Genomic DNA, 19,965 nt, shown 5'->3' on the forward strand with positions numbered 1-19,965 from the left:
ACATAAGTTTGATTTAATGTAGGTTGTATTTTTACCCTAATTTTAGAAATTTTTTATTTTATTGATAATTGTTTTACAATCTTGTGGATTATTAACGAAGTCCAAATTGGATATATCAATCGTCTGTAAATTTAATATTTTTTCTCTATTGATAAAATTATTATAACCGTTTTCTATATTTTTTAAGTAACAATTTTCAATATTTTGTTCATAACTTCTTCCTCTTTTTTTTATATTTTCTAAAAGACGCTCTGTATTTTGAGATAAATAAATGTATAAATCGGGTTTTGTAGTTTGTTTGTATACCAAATTAAACATTTTTTTATACAGTAAATATTCTTCTTTTTGCAAAGTTATTTGTGCAAAAATTAAAGATTTAAAAATGTAATAATCTGAAATAACAAGATTTTCTGATGGACTAATTTGAGCTAAATTATCAGTTAATTGTTGATATCTATCTGCTAAAAAGCTCATTTCTAATGGAAATGCATAGCGTTTTTTATCGTTGTAAAATTTTGGCAAAAAAGCATTATCAGAAAAACGCTCTAAAACTGTTTTAGCATTAAATTCTTTTGAAAGTATTTCTGCTAAAGTGGTTTTGCCTGCACCAATATTACCCTCAATAGCTATGTAATTGTATTTTTCTGAAATAGGAATTGGTCTTTTTAACTTTTTTTCAACTAATGCTATTTCAGAAGAGTCATTACAATTTTGTAGGCAATTGGCAATAGTTTTTTTTTGTATGGGATGCGTTACTTCTGATGCAATTTCTGCTAACGGAATTAGAACAAATTTTCGTTCTAACATTTTAGAATGTGGAACAATTAATGCTTTAGAAAATATAATTTTATCATTAATTAACAGAATGTCTATATCTATATTTCTATTTTGATATACTTCTTTATCAGAACGTGTTCTACCTAACTTATTTTCTATTTTTAATAAAGAACTCAATAATATTTCTGGCAATAAAAATGTAGAAATTTTTACACAGATGTTATAAAAGTCATTACCATCAAATCCCCAAGAGGGAGTTTTATATACAGAGGAAACTTTTTGGATATTACCAATTTCATCAGCAATTAAATTGATAGCATTTTGTAGGTTTTCAAGTTTATTTCCTTGATTTGTACCTAATGATAAATAGGTGATTCTTTTGGTTTTCAATAAAATTATGATTAAAAAGGAATATACTGCAAAAAAATAAATATTTCTTTGATCATTGTTTATAACAAAGAAACAAAAAAGCACAAAAAAATCGTCAAAATTAATTGACGATTTTAATAAGTTATTAAGAATCCTAAAATAGATTACATTTATAATAATGTATTAGAAACTAGTCTTCTTTTCTAGGTGCTCTAGGTTTTCTATCGTCTCTACGATTGTCTCTACTTCTGTTATCACGTCCACCAGAACGATTGTTATCTCTTGGTGGTCTTGCTACATAACCTTCTGGTTTAGGTAACAATGCTTTTCTAGAAACTTTTTCTTTACGAGTTCTTGGGTCTAAACCAAAGTACTTCACATCAAAAACGTCTCCCATATTTACAACATCAGTTACGTTTTCTGTACGTTCCCAAGCCAATTCAGATACATGTAATAAAACTTCATTTCCAGGCGCTCCAACATATTCTACAACAGCACCAAAATCTAACATTTTAATTACTTTTACTTCATAAGCACTACCAACTTGTGGTTTAAATAACATAGATTCAATACGAGCAATAACTGCTTCGATTCCTTCTGGTTTTGTACCTAAAATTTCTATAATACCTTCTTCAGTTACAGGATCTTCAGTGATTACAATTGTAGTTTCTGTTTCTTTCTGTAATTCTTGAATATTTTTTCCTCCAGGTCCAATAAACGCTCCAATCATATCGTTAGGAATACGTCTGTTAATCATTTTTGGAGCATGTGCTTTAACATCACTGTTTGCAGTTGCAATAGTATCTGTTATTTTGCCTAAAATATGAAAACGTCCTTCTCTTGCTTGTTTTAGTGCATTTACTAAAATCTCATAAGAAAGTCCTTTTACTTTAATATCCATTTGGCAAGCAGTAATTCCTTCTGATGTACCTGTTACTTTAAAGTCCATATCTCCTAAGTGATCTTCATCGCCTAAAATATCAGATAAAACTGCATAACGATCACCATCAGAAATTAATCCCATAGCAATACCAGAAACAGGTCTAGTCATTTGTACACCTGCGTCCATTAATGCCATTGTACCAGCACAAACAGTTGCCATAGAAGAAGAACCGTTAGATTCTAAAACTTCAGATACAACTCTTACTGTATAAGGACAATCATCAGGAATCATTCCTTTTAAACCACGTTGTGCTAAGTTACCATGACCAACTTCTCTACGAGAAGTTCCTCTTAAAGGTCTTGCTTCACCTGTACAAAAAGGAGGGAAGTTATAGTGTAAATAGAAATTTTCTTCACCTTCGTAAGATGGCATATCTATTTTCATTGCGTCTCTAGAAGTTCCTAAAGTAACGGTAGCTAATGCTTGAGTTTCTCCACGAGTAAAAATAGATGAACCATGTACAGAAGGTAAATAATCTACCTCACACCATATTGGTCTAATTTCATCTGTTTTACGACCATCTAAACGTAAGCCTTCAGCTAAAGTTAATTCTCTTACTGCATTTTTTTGAGAATTGTTAAAATATTTACCAACTAAATCTCCATAATCTTCAAGTTCTTCTTCTGTAAATGTAGCTTTTAATGCTTCTTTTACTTCAGCAAAAGCAGTTGTACGTTCTACTTTAGAAGTTCCTTTCTTGGCAATTGCATAACATTTGTCATAACAAAAGTCGTTTATTTTTGCTGCTAATGCTTCATCTTCTCTTTCTCCTTCGTATTCTCTTGTTTCTTTTTTACCAAAAGCTTCTGCTAATTTTACTTGAGCAGCACATTGAATTTTAATAGATTCATGAGCGAACTTAATAGCGTCTGCCATTTCTTCTTCAGAAATTTCATCCATTTCGCCTTCAACCATCATTACAGAATCCGCTGAAGCTCCAATCATCATATCAATGTCAGACTCTGCTAATTGAGCTCTACTTGGGTTAATTACGAATTCTCCATTTACTCTAGCTACACGTGCTTCAGAAATAGGACATTCGAATGGGAAATCTGATAATTGAATTGCTGCTGATGCTGCTAAACCTGCTAAAGCATCTGGCATAACATCTTCATCATGAGACATCAATTGAATCATTACTTGTACTTCAGAATGATAATCTTTTGGAAATAATGGACGTAAAACACGGTCTACTAAACGCATTGTTAATACTTCTCCATCACTTGGTCTTGCTTCTCTTTTAAAGAATCCTCCAGGATAACGTCCTGCAGCTGCAAATTTTTCTCTATAATCTACTGTTAATGGTAAAAAGTCTACAGTACCTGCTTTGTAGCTAGATACTACAGTACATAATAACATTGCTTTACCCATTTGAACAACAACTGAACCGTGAGCTTGTTTTGCTAATTTACCGGTTTCTAATGAGATGGTTCTACCATCTCCAAGGTCTATTACCTCGTTAAATACTTTTGGAATCATAAATTTTAATTCTAATTTTTAATTTGTTTGTTGTTGCGTTGTTGTTTGTTGTTGCAATGGAAATACAGAATTATTGTTGGTAATTCTGATTTTTTATATAAAATCTGTTAGTTAGACAGAAAATATTTTTTTGATTAGCTTTCAGTTTTAACAGAAAGAATCAGATTTCTGCTTTCGCAGGAAAGAAATTAAAGGATTTGTAGCAAGCTACAAGAAACTTTTATAAGAAAAAAAGAGGTACGTTTAAGCACCTCTTTTTGTAAGAATTATTTTCTAATTCCTAATTCTTTAATAATTGCACGGTATCTATTGATTTCTGTTTTCTTTAGATAATCTAATAAATTTTTACGCTTACCAACCAACATTACTAATGAACGCTCTGTATTATAATCTTTACGATTGTTTTTTAAGTGCCCAGTTAAGTGGTTAATTCTGTGTGTAAATAATGCAATTTGCCCTTCTGAAGAACCAGTATCGTTTTTTCCTTTACCGTGTTTTTCGAAGATGCTTTCTTTTACTTCCTTAGTTAAATACATTCCAATATTATTTAAATGATTTTTATGTATATCAATGATGTTTTCATTGAAGCTGCAAATATAGTTTTATTTTTTTAATTTGATATAAGAAAACGAACACATTATTTCGTCTTTACTAGAAACGAATTAATATATTTCTTAATAACAATCAAAAAGACTACTTCGTTCTAAAGTCTTCTTAATGACGAGTTTTTTTATGCTCTAACAGGTATGTTTTGTATTAAGTCTATATATAGGTTAACTTGTTTTTTTAAATTTTTACGCTCATAAATAGCATCTAAAAAACCATGCTCTAATAGAAATTCTGATTTTTGAAAACCTTCTGGCAAATCTTTACCTGTGGTATCTTTTACAACTCTAGGTCCTGCAAATGCAATTAATGCGTTTGGCTCTGCAATATTTATATCGCCTAACATTGCATAAGATGCTGTTGTACCTCCTGTTGTTGGGTCTGTACAAAGGGAAATGTAAGGTATTTTAGCTTCTGCTAATTGTGCTAATTTTACAGATGTTTTTACTAATTGCATTAAAGAGAGTGAGGCTTCCATCATTCTTGCTCCACCAGACTTAGATATCATTAAAAAAGGAAGTTGGTTTTTAATTGAGTAGTCAATAGCTCTTGCTATTTTTTCTCCTACAACAGAGCCCATAGAACCACCAATAAAAGCAAAATCCATGGCTGCAATTACAATATCTTTTCCTAAAGATTTACCAACAGCAGTTCTAACAGCGTCATTTAATTTTGTTTTTTCTTGTGCTGCTTTTAATCTGTCTGGATATTTTTTTGTGTCTTCGAATTTTAAAGGATCTTTAGATGTAAGGTTTTTATCTAATTCTTTAAATTTATTGTTATCAAAAAATAATTCGAAATACTCTTTACTACCTATTCTTACATGGTAACCATCTTCTGGACTTACGTATAAGTTTCTTTTTAATTCTTCTGTATCTATTATTTTTCCACTAGGTGTTTTATACCACAAACCTTTTGGAGTATCTTTTTTATCTTCTGTTGAAGTCTGTATTCCTTTATCTGTTCTTTTAAACCAAGCCATGTTATGTGTTTGTTTTAATGTTTTATTTCAAAAATAAAAAGTATTTAGAAATAAAATATGAAATACAAATGTAAAAGATTTTTTGTAAAATCTACATCCTTAATTTGTTTATTGTTGTTTACAAAAAAAGCATTTTGATTTATATAAATCAAAATGCTTTTATAAAAGTATGTAAAAAGTAATACTATAAAGTATCTACGTTGTTTAAATCTGAAAATGCTTGTTTTAAACGTGTAATAAAAGTAGCTTCTCCTTCACGCAACCATTTTCTTGGGTCGTAATGTTTTTTGTTTGGAGAATCTGGTCCATCAGGACTTCCAATCTGAGATTTTAAATAATCTACTTTATCTCCCATATAATCTCTAATTCCGCTCATAAAAGCGTACTGTAAATCTGTGTCAATATTCATTTTAATAACACCATAACCAATAGCTTCTCTAATTTCTTCTAACGATGAACCAGATCCACCATGAAATACAAAATCGATATGATTTTCTTCAACACCATATTTCTTTGTAATAAATTCTTGAGAATTTTTTAAGATTTTTGGAGTTAATTTTACGTTTCCTGGCTTATAAACACCATGTACGTTTCCAAAAGCTGCTGCAATTGTAAATTTATTACTTACTTTAGATAACTCTTCATAAGCATACGCAACTTCTTCTGGTTGTGTGTATAATTTAGATTCATCAACATCAGAGTTATCTACACCATCTTCTTCTCCACCTGTAATTCCTAATTCAATTTCTAAAGTCATACCCATTTTACTCATGCGAGCTAAATAAGTTTTACATATTTCAATGTTTTCCTCTAATGGTTCTTCAGATAAATCAATCATGTGAGAACTGTATAAAGGCTTACCAGTTTCTGCAAAATGTTTTTCTGATGCTTCTAATAAACCGTCAATCCATGGTAATAATTTTTTTGCACAATGGTCTGTATGTAAAATTACAGGTACTCCATAAGCTAATGACAATTCATGTACATGTTTTGCACCTGCAATACCACCTGCAATTGCAGCTTTTTGCCCTTCGTTAGACAATCCTTTACCTGCATTAAATTGTGCACCACCATTAGAAAACTGAATAATTACAGGAGCATTTAAATCTCTTGCAGTTTCTAAAACCCCATTAATTGTGTTAGACCCAATTACGTTTACTGCTGGTAAAGCAAATCCTTTTTCCTTTGCAAAATTAAAAATTTCTTGTACTTCTGATCCAGTTGCAACACCTGGTTTTATATTATGACTCATTTTTCTATATTTTAATCGTTTATACCATCAAAAGTAGTGAAAATAGCCTGTAAAGTGAACATAAAATAACGAAAACGTTATAGGTTTTTAATGTTTTTAGAAAGGATAGTTGATACCTATATTATATACTGCGTTTTTAAAGTTATAGTTTTTAAGCCATTTATTACCTTTTAAATAAGGTTCGTAGGTTTTAAAACCAATATCTAAACGTACTATTAAAAAACTAAAGTCTAGCCTTGCTCCAAAACCAGAGCCAATAGCAATGTCTTGTATAGATGATATATTATTAAATTTGGCATCATCGTCAACAAATTCAGATTCTGTAATATCCCAAATGTTACCAGCATCAATAAAAATAGCTCCTTTTAATTTACTTATTATATCAAATCGATATTCTGCACTTGTCAAAAATTTAAGACTTCCTACATTAAATTCAAGACCTGTATTTCTACTCCCTGGACCAAGTTCATAAGTTTGCCAAGCTCTAATATCATTAGATCCCCCTGCAAAATAACTTTTTGTAAACGGAATATCTGAATTGTCATAAGTTAAAATAGCTCCTAAAAAGGTTCTGATTCCAAAAACTGAATTTAGGCCAACATTCCAAAATCGTTTGTATTCTAAATCAGTTTTAAAATATTGTGCTAATGGTATTTTAGCAAAAGTTTTTTTGTTATTTGTGTTTTTTTGGTTAGATACTAATCCTAAAATATTTCCAGAATTTGCAATCCTTGCTTTAAAAAACGAAAAATTATTGTCATTAAAATTTGTTTGATTATTGTAAGTGTATGAATATGCAAGTACAGGTATTAAAAAATCTGAGGTTATAATATTATAACGATCTAATATGTTTAGAACAGTATTATATTCTTCTGGGTTTGAAGCTTGAAAATTGTTATTTTCTGCAACATCATTCATAAATTTAATAGTTTCAGAAAATTTAGTTTGATCAACAGGAAGCGTAAAATTAGCGTCATTGTTTAAAGTTTTTCCAACAGCGTTAAGTGAGTTAAATTCAGAACTATAAATATTAAAATAACTATTGATATTTAAATTTTGTATGTATTGTGTATTAAAAACCTCTAATTGAATTGTTTTTTTTGCATTATACTGCCATTTATAGTCAGATAAAAAAGTAATTGCTTGCCTGTCTAAGCCTATATTTTTTTGAAAACTAGATCCAATGGAAAACAAAGTTCTAGGTGACATTGCTTTTGGGACTAATTTGCTTAAACCAAAAGGAGCAAGAAATCTTGGTATTTCTAAAGAGGTATCTGCACCAATTTCCCAACCAGGACCAATATTAGAATTAAACCAAGATCCTAAAAGAGAAACTTTTAATAATTCTGCACCCTTAAAAACATTTCTGTTAGTTACAGAAAACTTACCAGAGATACCAATATTTCTTATATTAGAATGGGTTGCTTCTGTTTCAAAACCTAAAGTGTATTTTTCTAATGGAGATAATTTTACTACCATGTTTAACTCATTTTCTGTGCCTGGAATTGGTATAAACTCGATATTGGTAGATTTAAAATTTTTAAGTGATTTTAAGTGATTTCTTGTTAAATTCCTTAAAGTGTCTTTATAAATTTCATTTGGTTTAAAAAAAATAGATTGTGATAGATATTTTGGATTGTATTTAATTTTATCATGAGCAAAAAAATTAATTCCCTTATAATTTAAAGAATCCAGTAAAGGTTCTCCTTTTTTAGCAAATGAATAATCTGTTTTTACATTTATTTTTGTTATTTTTTGAACATTGTAAGGCGTTTTTACATAATTCCCTTTTTTTTCTTCCAATCGGTTTCCAGAGATTAAAAAATCTACATTGGTTTTAAAATCTGTCCTTGTAGTATCTACATAAAACCCTAGGGCAGATTCTGAGAAATGAAAAACACCATTGTTTCTAAAAAGTTTTAAAATTCTGCTAGCTTCTTGCCTAAAAGTATTGTCATTGTATTGATTTCCTGATTTTAGTAAAGATGTTGATTTAGCGTTTTTATAAATAGAATCTAATACTAGAGATTCTATTTTAAAGTTAATAGTATCTAAAAGCGTTGGCTTTCCTTTAGTTACATTATACACTACAGTAGCTTTTTTATCTTTAGTTTTAGTCACATCAGCTTCTATTTTAGATTTAAAATAGCCCTGCGTTTTGTAGTAAGCCCATAAATTATCTTTTGTTTTTTTTATTTTTTGTGTATTGATAATCTCTGGTTTTTGGTAATTTAAAAACCAATTATTCAGTTGAATAAAAGAATTAGCATAGCTTATACTTTGTTTTTCTGAAAATATGTTTTTGATAATATTATAAGATAAAGGGTGCTGCTTTCCCCATTCTGATGGAGTTTTTGGTTTGTCATAATTACCCATATTATAGATATACAAAGCAATTGGTAAATTTAAAAACCTTGGATTTGGTTTTTGAAGAATATATTTCTGAATATCATTACTTTTGTCTTCAATACTATCAACAAAAATATAATTTTGTGTTAGCATATATTCATTTTCTGCAACATGTTTTGTAGAATTACATGAGACGAATATGTAAATTAAAAAAAAGTATAAAGAAAGTTTTTTCATTACTTTAGCTGAGCTATCAAATTCAAAAATAGTATTTTTCAATGGTTTATTTTCAATAAGAATCAATTAATGAGCATCTCAAAAAATCAATTAAAATTAATAACAAGTTTATCTCAAAAAAAGTATAGGCTAAAGCATAAATTATTTATAGCTGAAGGGGTAAAAGTTGTTGAAGAAATATTAAATTCTTCATTTAAAGTAGATACTCTCTTTTGTACTGATGATTTTTCTTCCACGATTACAAATGAAAAAATATTTCGTATTTCTGAAAGTGATTTAAAGAAAATTAGTAGTTTAAAAACACCGAATAAAGTTTTAGGGCTATTTCAATTTCCTGAAAAAAAACCAATTATAAAAAAGGGTTTAATAGTTGCTTTAGATACCATAAATGATCCTGGTAATTTAGGTACTATTATTCGTTTATGTGATTGGTTTGGGGTTGATGAGTTAATTTGCTCAAAAGATACTGTAGATTGTTATAATCAAAAAGTGGTACAAGCAAGCATGGGGTCTTTAACTAGAGTTTCTATTAGTTATGTAGATTTACATACCTATTTTTCTGAGACAGATTTACCAACTTTTATTGCAGATATGAATGGAGAAAACGTTTATAAAGCAGTTTTACCAAAAGAAGGAATTCTTATTATGGGAAATGAAGCAAATGGAGTTTCTAAGGATATTAAAAATTTAATAAAACATAAAATTTCTATTCCTAGGTTTGGGATCACACAACAAACAGAAAGTTTAAATGTAGCAACTGCAACTGCAGTTTTATTAAGTGAGTTTAAAAGAAGTTTATTTTAAGTTTAGACTACCTAATGTCCAGAGTTTTTATCAAAAAATAATCTTAGTTGAATTCTCTTTTAAAAAAAAACAATGAGCAACTCAGTTAAACTTTACTCAAAGGAAAAGGTTAAAAACACACCTCTTGTACCCATATAACTTATTGGAGCTGTCCATTGACTGTTTGGGTCGTTGTCATATTTTATTTCATTGTTAATTGCGAAAATTCCACGAATAGAAGGTGAGAATTTAAAAAAATAAAGGTAAATATCTATGCCAACTCCAACCTCGTACATAAAGTTGTTCGTTGTCATTCTAAACTCTCCTGCAGAATTATCTTCTTGGTTGTCTTGATTACTAGAAAGGTTGTAGTTGTAAGAAACTCCTCCTAATACATAAGGTCTTATGTTTCTGTATCTGTCTGCACTAAATTTAAAGACTAAAGGAACATGTAAAAAAGTAGAACTTACATCTCTAAAATTATCCACCTCATCAATTAAATGATTAAAGATAATTCTCTTAGAATTTGCAATTAAACCAGGTTCAAAACGTAAGTTTAAATTTTTGTGTAATCTTAAATCTGCAACCAAACCAATGTTAAATCCTATGTTAGGATTTACTGTAATTCCTGCATTAGGTACATCATTATTTTCTTGCAGGTTAATTTTAAAATCATTTTGATTTAAACCTAGATAAAAACCATAGTGTATTCTTCTATCGTCAAAAGTTGGTAAATACTCAACTCTATCTCTTTGTGCCAAAAAAGCGGTAGAGGTACATAGAAAAAAAACAAATATTACAAATCTTTTACACATCATTATTTATGGGCAGTATAAATTGTAGCAACACCAAAAGTTACTGGAGTAGCTTTTGTATGGTTAAACCCATTTTTTTGTAAAATATTGTTGAAAGCTTCTCCAAAAGGAAAAGAGTTTGCAGATTCTGATAAGTATGAATATGCAACTTTGTCTTTAGAAAATAGTTTACCAACAATTGGTAAAAACAAATTAGTATATAATTTGTAGCCTTGTTTAAAAGGAAATTTTGTTGGGTTAGAGGTTTCTAATATAACCAAAACACCATTTGGTTTTAAAACTCTAGCAATTTCTTTTATTCCTTTAGCCAAGTTTGCAAAATTTCTGACTCCAAAAGAAACTGTAATTGCATCAAAAGTATTATCTGTAAAAGGTATATCTTCAGAATCGCCAACAATCATTTCTATTTTGTTATTTAAGTTAGCTTTTGCAATTTTTTGCTTTCCAACTTCGAGCATTCCTTCAGAAATATCTAAACCTACAATTCTATCTGGGTTTAATTTAGCCATCATTAAGGCCAAATCTCCAGTACCTGTAGCAATGTCTAAAATTTGTTTCGGATTGTTTTTTGCAACAATTTTTACAACTTTTTTACGCCATTTTACATCAATTCCTAAAGAAATAACCCTGTTTAAGCCATCATAATTTTCAGAAATGTTATCAAACATTTGTGCAACTTGTTCTTTTTTGCCAAGTTTAGAGTCTTTGTATGGGTTTATTTTTTCTGCTGACATTTTTTTTGCTTTAAGCTTTATGCAGTATGCTGTAAGCTTATTGCTTAAAGCTTATTGCGTAAGGTAAGTTTAGCCATTTATTGCTACCACTTCGTTAATTTGATTAGGTAGCATTTCTTTTAGTAAATTTTCTATTCCGTTTTTTAAGGTAGCTGTAGAAGATGGGCAACCACTACAAGCACCTTGTAAAACAACACTGACTACTTTATGTTCTTCATCATAAGATCTAAAAGCAATGTTTCCTCCATCACTTGCAACTGCAGGTTTTATGTATTCATCTAAAATATCTACAATTTTAGCAGCCATACCATTTAATTGAACTTGAGGTTTTTTAACTTTATTTTCTGAAATTGATTTTTCTTCTGTTGGTAATTCTTTAATAATTGTTTTTCCTGAAACTAAATATTCGCGAATAAAATTTCTTACTTCTGTAAAAACTTCTTTCCATTCTACCATATCATATTTGGTAACAGAAATGTAATTGTCAGAAATAAATACCTCTTTTACAAAAGGAAAATTAAAAATAGCTTGTGCTAGAGGAGATGATTTACTAGCTTCATCAATATTTTTATATTCAACATCTGTTTGTGTTAAAGATTTATTGCTGCCAAATTTCATTACTGAAGGATTTGGAGTAGCCTCTGCATAGACCTCAATAGCTTCTTTTTTAGAAGTTGGTTTTTCATCAACCACAATACCATCGTTATTTAAATACGCTTCTATTTGTTCTTTTACTTCTTCTTGAACGTCTATCCATTCTAAAATATCAAAGCGTTGAATAGCTATAAAATTTGCGGTAATAAATATCTTTTTTACAAAAGGTAAGTAGAATAATTGTTGTGCTAAAGGAGAGTTTTTAGCTTCATCTATATTATTGTATTCATAACTACCACCATTAATTAAAACTTTATTGATATTAAATTTTATAATGGTATTGTTGGTCGTTTCTTGAATTGTAATTTTTACGTCTTTCATAATACTAAAAATTGATTTGCAAAATTAAGGGAAAAAAGGGAAAAATAATTGCTTTATTTAATAAATAAAAATTCCACTTTCTACAGATATAAAGGATCTATAAAAAGTGGATATATGTTTTATTGATTATAGAATTATAAGTCTAGAGTAATTGTTGCTGTAACTGTTCTATTATCTATAGTTAAATTTGTTTCTGTTACATCAAATTCTTGTTGAGCATAAAAATTATAAACTCCGTTTCTGTTGTTGTTACTATATGATAAATCTATTTTAAACTTTCCAAAATTATAACCACCACCAAAAGAATATCCATTTATGTTTTCTGATGCGATAACATTGCCAGAATCTTTAAAAGTACCAGATTCTATAGATGATATGTTTGGACTTTGTTCAAATTGATATCCTCCTCTAATGCTAAATCTATCAAATCTCCATTCAGTTCCTAAGTTAAAAGAATGTGTGTTTCTTAAATCGTTTTCAAAAAATTGATTTTCAGCACGAAAGTCGCTATTAGATAATTTTAGAGCATTATAGCCTCTGTGTATGTAATCTAGACTAATCAAGCCATTTTTATCAAAAATATATGCAGCACTGGCAGTTAATCTTCCTGGAGTTTTTAATCGGTAAAAGAACTCTTGTGAAGGAAAAAAGCCATCAGCAGTATTACTGTAAGCTCTATTATCATTACTTACTGTTATTTCTGTGTCTCCTAAAAAACCATCATTATCTGTAATGTTAGTAGCTTCAAAAAGCTCAGTAAACCAAGTAGGTGTTTGGTAAGCTAAACCAAATCTAAAGTTTTGGTTTGCTTTGTAAATAAATCCTGCATTAGCAGAAAAACCAGAGCCTAAAGTTGTGTTTTCTTGGTATAAGTTTGCATCTAGCTCGTTATTAGAAGCGTCACTGTTAAATTCGGTTAATTGTGCTCTTTGTGAAAAGTTTAAATCATAAAAATTAAGAGATAAACCTACGTGTAATTTTTTCTGATGAACAGCAGAGAAAGCAAGATTAAATTCAGACATTTTTCCTGAGTAATTATTGGAGAAAAATTGTTCATCAGCAATATTATAATCAATCGTATTATCTAGTGGAAACTCTCTAAAAGTAGCAACACCACTATTTCCATTTGCAAGAAAACTGTTTGTAAAGTCTTTAGTAATTCTATAATTAAATCCAATTGCAAATTTATTCCATTCAGATTTATAAGCAGAATCAAAAACCAAAACAGCACCTGCATGAGAAAGGTTGAAAAATTGATCTTGTGTTTTTAGTGAATTTCCGAAATAATTAGCAGTAGTTTCCGAATTTCTAGAATTAAAAGTACCAGAAAAAGTACTCGTGTTAAATACAGAAATACCAGCAGGATTTACGTTTATTGCAGAAACATCTCCTCCTAATGATCCAAAAGCTCCAGCCATAGCTGTGAAACGTGCAGATCCATTATTGTCGTTTTCAGAAAAAAGGAGTCCTAGATCTTGATATCCCAAAGATTGGGCATTAGATGTAATTGTTACAGCAAATAAAATAGCAATTGTTATATATCTTTTCATATAAATAGTATTTGTTCTTTTTTAATTTTACAGCCTGTTTTACCTTCTACTTCTAGATGAAGAGCTTCTTGAGCTACTTCTACTAGGGGTACTTCTTGTAGAAGATCTAGAGGAAGAACTTCTGCTATTTGCACTTCTAGAAGGAGTATTGTAACTACGACTTCTTGTAGAAGTGTTGTTGTTAGTGTTTCTGCTAGATGTATTTCTACGAGACGTACTTGTGTTAGATGTACTTCTTCTTGTATTCGTGTTGCTATTTGTAGCTCTATTGTTAGTTGTACTAGATCTTTTAGCAGTATTAGGTGCAGAAGGTCTTCTAACAACAACTACTTGTCTATTGTTATTTGTGTTATTGTTAACATTGGCAGTACCTCTTCTTGTAGTAGTTCTAGTTGGTGAACTAGTTCTTCTTGAAGTGGAGTTATTTGTGTTATTTGTGCTTCTTCTATTAGTAATACCTGTATTCGTACTTCTCCTAGAAGTTGTTGTTCTTCCATTAGCTACAGTAGTACTTCTTCTACTAGTTGTGTTTCTATTGATAGAATTAATAGTGTTATTTCTTCTAAATGTGTTGTTGTTTGCAGTTCTTCTTCCGTAAAAAAGATTATTTCTGTAAAAGTTATTATTGAATCTATTGCCCCACAAAAACTGATTTCCAAAATAAGGATTGTTAAAACCAACGTTCCATCCAAAGTTGTTATGGTAAGGATGCCAATATGGGTTTACACCCCAAAACCTATTTCTAAATCCCCAATTATTAAAGCCTATTCCACCCCAGAGATTGTTTCCCCAACCCCAATTGTTAAAACCTATTCCTCCCCAGTGGTTAAATCCCCAACCCCAATTATTAAAGCTGTTCCAGTTATTAAATCCATTCCAATTTTGATTTCCACCCCAAAAAGGATCATTATTTATGTTTACAACCACATCATTGTTGCTTCCTTGTCCCCAAGGTTGGTTTTGATTGTAATTGATGTTTCGCTCGTTGCTTTCTTCATCAATATAAATAGTATCTACAGAATTATAAGTATCAACATCTGTAAAGATTGCATTACTGTCATTTGTCTCTAACTCATTCAATCTTTTTAAGAAATAATTTTCTTGGCTGTTGTTAGGTTGATTTTGATTACTAACAACTGCTCTTGTTCTTTCACTATAATTTCTTTCATCACCATAAATACCATCGTTATTTGATGCATATTCATAGCTACCACAAGAAACTAAAACCAAATTTGTTGCTAGTAATACAAATAATTGACTAAGACCGAATTTTAAATTTTGTAGTTTCATGATGAATATATTTAGATGAATGACTGTTTTATTGATTAAATTTACTGAAAACTCTTTAATTTATAGTAGTTTTGTATCGTTTTTGTAAAAAGACGCTAATTTTTAACAAAATCTTCACTTTAAAACTTAACAAGATTTGTGCCAAACTATTAACTATGAGTAAACATTTAACAAAAAGAGCTGACGATTATTCTAAATGGTATAATGAATTAGTAATAAAAGCTGATTTAGCTGAAAACTCTGCTGTAAGAGGATGTATGGTTATTAAACCTTATGGATTTGCCATTTGGGAAAAAATACAAGCAGAATTAGACCGAATGTTTAAAGAAACAGGACATGAAAATGCTTATTTTCCATTATTTGTGCCAAAGAGTTTGTTTGAAGCTGAAGAAAAAAACGCAGAAGGTTTTGCAAAAGAATGTGCTGTTGTTACCCATTATCGTTTGCAAAATGACCCAGACAATGAAGGGAAGTTAAGAGTAGATCCTGAAGCTAAATTAGAAGAAGAGTTAGTAGTTCGGCCAACATCTGAAGCAATTATTTGGAACACCTATAAAGGTTGGATTGAGTCTTATAGAGATTTACCATTATTAATAAACCAATGGGCAAATGTGGTTCGTTGGGAAATGCGTACACGTTTATTTTTAAGAACGGCAGAGTTTTTATGGCAAGAAGGGCATACAGCTCATGCTACTAAAAATGAAGCGGTAATTGAAGCAAAACAAATGCAAGAAGTGTATGCAGAATTTGCAGAAAATTTTATGGCAATGCCTGTTGTAAAAGGTTTTAAATCTGATAGCGAACGTTTTGCAGGTGCAGAAGATACTTATACAATAGAAGCTTTAATGCAAGATGGAAAAGCATTACAAGCAGGTACTAGCCATTTTTTAGGTCAGAATTTTGCAAAGGCTTTTGATGTAAAGTTTACTACTAAAGAAGGAAAGAAAGAACATGTTTGGGCAACTTCTTGGGGGGTTTCAACTCGTTTGATTGGTGGATTAATTATGACACATTCAGATGATTTAGGTTTGGTATTACCTCCAAAATTAGCACCAATTCAAGTGGTAATTGTACCTATTTACAAGGGAGATGATCAATTAGATGCAATTTCAGAAAAAATGAATGTTTTTGTAAAGGAACTTCGTAAAAAAGGAATATCTGTTAAATTTGATACTAGAGATACATACAGGCCAGGAGCAAAATTTGCAGAATACGAATTAAAAGGTGTTCCTGTTAGGGTTGCTATTGGTAATAGAGACTTAGAAAACGGAACCCTAGAAATAGCCAGAAGAGATACTTTAGAGAAACAAACAGTAGCTCAGGATAATGCTGTTGTTTATATTGAAAATCTTTTAAAAGAAATACAAAGTAATTTGTTTAAAAAAGCCTTAGAATATAGAGAGGAGCATACAACACTTGTAAATGATTTTAAAGAATTTAAAAAAGTAATAAAAAATAAAGGAGGTTTTGTTTCTGCTCATTGGGATGGTACAGAAGAGACAGAAGACCGTATAAAAGAATATACAAAGGCAACTATTAGATGTATTCCTAATAATGCTAAAGAAGAGGTAGGTATCTGTGTTTTAACAGGTAAACCTTCTTCTAGAAGAGTGCTTTTTGCCAAAGCATATTAATTTTGAAAAAAAAAGTGATTTTTTTTCAAAATTAATTGCACAATTTAAAAAACGTTGTATATTTGCACCCGCAATTGAGACATACTTGATTGTTCTGGTCCGTTCGTCTAGGGGTTAGGACGCATGGTTTTCATCCATGTAACACGGGTTCGATTCCCGTACGGACTACAAAGTTTTAATATAAAAAACTAAATAAATTAAGAATTATGGCAAATCATCAGTCAGCGTTAAAAAGAATTAGAAGTAACGAAGCTAAAAGATTACGTAACAAATATCAGCATAAAACTACTCGTAATGCTGTAAGAGATTTACGTGTTGCAGAAGATAAGAAAGATGCAGAAACTAAATTAACGAAAGTTATTTCTATGTTAGATAAATTAGCAAAGAATAATATTATTCATAAAAATAAAGCTGCAAACTTAAAATCTAAATTAACAAAGCACGTTGCTGCATTGTAAAAATTTTATTATTACAAAATTTAAAAGCTCTAAATTAATATTTAGAGCTTTTTTTTATGTTTAAATTTATTTTATTTTTTTTAGAAAACTATAAAATTAAGATTTTGTTAATCTAGCAACATATTTACCAATAACATCGAATTCTAAATTTACAACGTCATTCAATTTAAGATATTTAAAAATTGTATTTTCTATTGTGTAAGGTATAATTGCTACGCTAAATTCGTTTTGTTTAGAGTTTACTACTGTTAAACTTACCCCATTTACAGTAATAGAGCCTTTTTCTATAGTAATATTGTTTTTATCAGATTGATAAGAAAAAGTAAAAATAGTACTTCCATTTTCATTTTTAATACTTGTACAAATACCTGTTTCATCTACATGTCCTTGAACAATATGTCCATCTAGTCTATCCCCAAGTTTCATTCCTCTTTCTAGATTAACAGAATCAGCTATAGAGAGGTGTCCAATATTTGTTTTCTCTAAAGTTTCTTTAATTGCAGTTACTGTATATTCATTGTTTTTAATATCAACAACCGTTAAACATACCCCATTATGTGCTACACTTTGATCAACTTTTAGTTCGTTTGTAAAATTACTTTTTACAGTTAAATGAAGGTTATCTTGCTCTTTAGTAATGTTAGAAATTGTGCCAAGTGTTTCTATAATTCCGGTAAACATATCTATAAATTTTAATTACTTTTGTAGTAATCAAAAATAAGAATAATAGAAGAGTTACTATGGATAAATCTGATAAAATTATAGTTGGTATTTCAATAGGAGATTTAAATGGAATTGGTTTAGAGGTAATTCTTAAAACTTTTGAAGATAAGAGAATGTTAGATTTTTGTACACCAGTTCTTTTTGGAAGTACAAAAGTAGTTAGTTATCATAAAAAAGCTTTAAAAATAGAGACTTTAGTACAAGGTATTAATTCTTTAGATCAAATAAATCACAATAAAATTAATGTTTTAAACCTTTGGAAAGAAGATATTTCTATAGAATTAGGACAAGCAACTAAAGAATCAGGAAGCTATGCAGCAAAATCTTTAGAAGCAGCTGTTGTTTCTTTAAGAGAAAAGAAAATAGATGTTTTATTAACTGCACCGATAAATAAAGAGACAATTCAGTCTGATACTTTCAATTTCCCTGGACATACAGAGTATCTAGAAGATAAACTTGATGGGAAAAGCTTAATGATTTTAATGACTGATAAATTAAGGATAGGTTTAATTACTGGTCATATTCCTATTTCTAAAGTTTCAACATCAATTACCCCGAGTTTAATTAAAGATAAAGTGGAGACGATGTACACTTCTTTAGTGCAAGATTTTGGAATTAATAAACCAAAAATAGCTGTTTTAGGATTGAATCCTCATTGTGGTGATAATGGAGTTATTGGTAATGAAGATGATGAAATTATTTTACCAACAATCAACGAAATTAAAGAGTCTGGAAAATTAGTTTTTGGGCCTTATGCAGCTGATGGATTTTTTGGTTCTGAAACGTATAAGCAGTTTGATGGTGTTTTAGCAACGTATCACGATCAAGGATTAGCTCCTTTTAAAGCATTGTCTTTTGGAAACGGGGTAAATTATACAGCTGGTTTAAGTGAAATAAGAACCTCACCAGATCATGGAACTGGTTTTGATATTGCAGGTAAAAACTTAGCAAACCCATCTTCATTTAAGGAGGCTTTGTTTACCGGAATTGAAATATTTAAAACGAGAAGTGATTATAAGAAACTGGTTAAAAACCCTCTTTTAGTTAAAAAATAAATTTTTAAAAGAAAAGACTGTAAAATAATAATTTTTTATATCTTTGCACGCTTAATTTGATGTTTGGTAATGAAAGACTTAAAAGAATTCAACATACAGTTTGTAGGATTAAAAGAAGGTAATCATTTATTTGAATATGAAATTGATAACACGTTCTTTACATATTTTAATTATGATGAATTTAAAAGTTCATCAATTAAAGTAACATTAAATTTTATTAAAAAAAGCACATTATTTGAGTTAAGCTTTGCAGCTAAAGGGTATGTTAAATTACCTTGCGATATTACAAATGAGTTTTATAACCAAGACATACAGTCAGTTTTACCATTAATTGTAAATTTTGGTTCTGAATTTAATGACGATAATGAGGAGATTTTAATACTACCTCATGAAGCTTATGAGTTTAATGTAGCTCAATTTATATATGAAATGATTGTATTATCAGTTCCTAATAAAAGAATTCATCCACAAGTTATTGATGGAACAATGAAATCTAAAGCATTAGATAAGTTTAAAGAATTACAAGTAAAAAAAGTAAAACCTGTTGAAGAAACAGACCCTAGATGGGATAAATTAAAGAATTTAATAACAGAAAAAAAGACATAAAATGGCACATCCTAAAAGAAAGATATCCAAAACTAGAAGAGATAAGAGAAGAACTCATTATAAGGCATCTTATCAGCAGATTGCTACAGATCCTACAACAGGAGAATCTCACTTATATCACAGAGCTCACTGGCACGAAGGTAAATTATACTATAGAGGTCAAGTAGTGTTAGAATCTGCAGTAGCAGAAGCTTAGTAGTATTTTAAAGTATATACAAAAACCCTCATTATTGAGGGTTTTTTGCGTTTTTTGGATGGAAATTGTCTCTTTTGATCATTTTTAGCTGAAAAAGTGAAATAAATTTCACTACTTTTGATATCCTAATTATATTAGAAAACAATATATAA

18 protein-coding genes and 1 tRNA gene are annotated in these 19,965 nt (G+C 29.6%); 7 read left to right on the forward strand and 12 right to left on the reverse strand.

Annotation, left to right across the window (positions count from 1 at the left end; all coding sequences use genetic code 11):
- Positions 1 to 42 precede the first annotated feature (42 nt).
- The 6 genes from folK to Q0731_RS10845 form a co-directional block, all read right to left on the reverse strand.
- Complete coding sequence (gene folK / locus Q0731_RS10820) at positions 43 to 1,167, reverse strand: 2-amino-4-hydroxy-6-hydroxymethyldihydropteridine diphosphokinase (RefSeq protein ID WP_299063897.1); 1,125 nt, start codon at positions 1,165 to 1,167, stop codon at positions 43 to 45.
- A 169-nt stretch (positions 1,168 to 1,336) separates the two neighbouring features.
- Positions 1,337 to 3,568 carry a polyribonucleotide nucleotidyltransferase gene (locus Q0731_RS10825; RefSeq protein ID WP_299063900.1) on the reverse strand — a complete coding sequence of 744 codons (2,232 nt, stop codon included), beginning with the start codon at positions 3,566 to 3,568 and terminating at the stop codon, positions 1,337 to 1,339.
- Positions 3,569 to 3,834: 266 nt separating this feature from the next.
- Positions 3,835 to 4,104 carry a 30S ribosomal protein S15 gene (gene rpsO, locus Q0731_RS10830; protein WP_299063903.1) on the reverse strand — a complete coding sequence of 90 codons (270 nt, stop codon included), beginning with the start codon at positions 4,102 to 4,104 and terminating at the stop codon, positions 3,835 to 3,837.
- Between the two features lie 194 nt (positions 4,105 to 4,298).
- Positions 4,299 to 5,156, reverse strand: a complete 858-nt coding sequence (gene accD / locus Q0731_RS10835; RefSeq protein WP_299063905.1) for an acetyl-CoA carboxylase, carboxyltransferase subunit beta — start codon at positions 5,154 to 5,156, stop codon at positions 4,299 to 4,301.
- Positions 5,157 to 5,340: 184 nt separating this feature from the next.
- Positions 5,341 to 6,408, reverse strand: coding sequence for a class II fructose-bisphosphate aldolase (fbaA, locus tag Q0731_RS10840; RefSeq protein ID WP_299063908.1), 1,068 nt, complete (start codon positions 6,406 to 6,408; stop codon positions 5,341 to 5,343).
- A gap of 96 nt (positions 6,409 to 6,504) precedes the next feature.
- Entirely contained in the window at positions 6,505 to 8,994 is a 2,490-nt protein-coding gene (locus Q0731_RS10845) for a BamA/TamA family outer membrane protein (protein WP_299063911.1), read from the reverse strand.
- 69 nt (positions 8,995 to 9,063) lie between these two features.
- Between Q0731_RS10845 and Q0731_RS10850 the strand changes: the two genes are divergently transcribed.
- Positions 9,064 to 9,798 carry an RNA methyltransferase gene (locus Q0731_RS10850; protein WP_299063914.1) on the forward strand — a complete coding sequence of 245 codons (735 nt, stop codon included), beginning with the start codon at positions 9,064 to 9,066 and terminating at the stop codon, positions 9,796 to 9,798.
- Between the two features lie 92 nt (positions 9,799 to 9,890).
- On the opposite strand, the gene Q0731_RS10855 is transcribed toward Q0731_RS10850, so the two are convergent.
- From Q0731_RS10855 to Q0731_RS10875, 5 genes are all read right to left on the reverse strand, one after another.
- On the reverse strand, positions 9,891 to 10,595 hold the full coding sequence (locus Q0731_RS10855; RefSeq protein WP_299063917.1) for a porin family protein: 705 nt from the start codon (positions 10,593 to 10,595) through the stop codon (positions 9,891 to 9,893).
- Positions 10,595 to 11,326, reverse strand: coding sequence for a bifunctional demethylmenaquinone methyltransferase/2-methoxy-6-polyprenyl-1,4-benzoquinol methylase UbiE (gene ubiE, locus Q0731_RS10860; RefSeq protein WP_299063920.1), 732 nt, complete (start codon positions 11,324 to 11,326; stop codon positions 10,595 to 10,597). The genes Q0731_RS10855 and ubiE overlap by 1 nt, the downstream gene beginning before the upstream one ends.
- A gap of 69 nt (positions 11,327 to 11,395) precedes the next feature.
- Entirely contained in the window at positions 11,396 to 12,301 is a 906-nt protein-coding gene (locus Q0731_RS10865; protein ID WP_299063923.1) for a NifU family protein, read from the reverse strand.
- Between the two features lie 134 nt (positions 12,302 to 12,435).
- Entirely contained in the window at positions 12,436 to 13,851 is a 1,416-nt protein-coding gene (locus Q0731_RS10870) for an outer membrane protein transport protein (RefSeq protein WP_299063926.1), read from the reverse strand.
- A 39-nt stretch (positions 13,852 to 13,890) separates the two neighbouring features.
- A complete protein-coding gene (locus Q0731_RS10875; protein WP_299063929.1) occupies positions 13,891 to 15,141 on the reverse strand; it encodes a hypothetical protein in 1,251 nt (416 codons plus the stop codon).
- A gap of 155 nt (positions 15,142 to 15,296) precedes the next feature.
- On the opposite strand from Q0731_RS10875, the gene proS reads away from it, so the two are divergent.
- From proS to rpsT, 3 genes are all read left to right on the forward strand, one after another.
- A complete protein-coding gene (gene proS / locus Q0731_RS10880) occupies positions 15,297 to 16,775 on the forward strand; it encodes a proline--tRNA ligase (RefSeq protein ID WP_299063931.1) in 1,479 nt (492 codons plus the stop codon).
- Positions 16,776 to 16,871: 96 nt separating this feature from the next.
- Positions 16,872 to 16,943: transfer RNA gene (locus Q0731_RS10885), tRNA-Glu, on the forward strand.
- Positions 16,944 to 16,981: 38 nt separating this feature from the next.
- Positions 16,982 to 17,233, forward strand: coding sequence for a 30S ribosomal protein S20 (gene rpsT, locus Q0731_RS10890; protein ID WP_299063933.1), 252 nt, complete (start codon positions 16,982 to 16,984; stop codon positions 17,231 to 17,233).
- A 96-nt stretch (positions 17,234 to 17,329) separates the two neighbouring features.
- On the opposite strand, the gene Q0731_RS10895 is transcribed toward rpsT, so the two are convergent.
- Positions 17,330 to 17,914 carry a riboflavin synthase gene (locus tag Q0731_RS10895; protein ID WP_299063936.1) on the reverse strand — a complete coding sequence of 195 codons (585 nt, stop codon included), beginning with the start codon at positions 17,912 to 17,914 and terminating at the stop codon, positions 17,330 to 17,332.
- 59 nt (positions 17,915 to 17,973) lie between these two features.
- Here Q0731_RS10895 and pdxA point away from each other — a divergent pair, with 59 nt between their 5' ends.
- From pdxA to rpmF, 3 genes are all read left to right on the forward strand, one after another.
- A complete protein-coding gene (gene pdxA, locus Q0731_RS10900; protein ID WP_299063939.1) occupies positions 17,974 to 19,011 on the forward strand; it encodes a 4-hydroxythreonine-4-phosphate dehydrogenase PdxA in 1,038 nt (345 codons plus the stop codon).
- Between the two features lie 69 nt (positions 19,012 to 19,080).
- The gene (locus Q0731_RS10905) at positions 19,081 to 19,617 is read left to right on the forward strand and encodes a DUF177 domain-containing protein (protein ID WP_299063942.1); all 537 of its coding nucleotides are present in this window, start codon (positions 19,081 to 19,083) and stop codon (positions 19,615 to 19,617) included.
- A 1-nt stretch (position 19,618) separates the two neighbouring features.
- A complete protein-coding gene (gene rpmF / locus Q0731_RS10910; RefSeq protein WP_299063944.1) occupies positions 19,619 to 19,813 on the forward strand; it encodes a 50S ribosomal protein L32 in 195 nt (64 codons plus the stop codon).
- The last annotated feature ends 152 nt before the right edge of the window (positions 19,814 to 19,965 follow it).

It is taken from the genome of uncultured Polaribacter sp. (assembly GCF_947497695.1).
Taxonomy (GTDB): domain Bacteria; phylum Bacteroidota; class Bacteroidia; order Flavobacteriales; family Flavobacteriaceae; genus Polaribacter.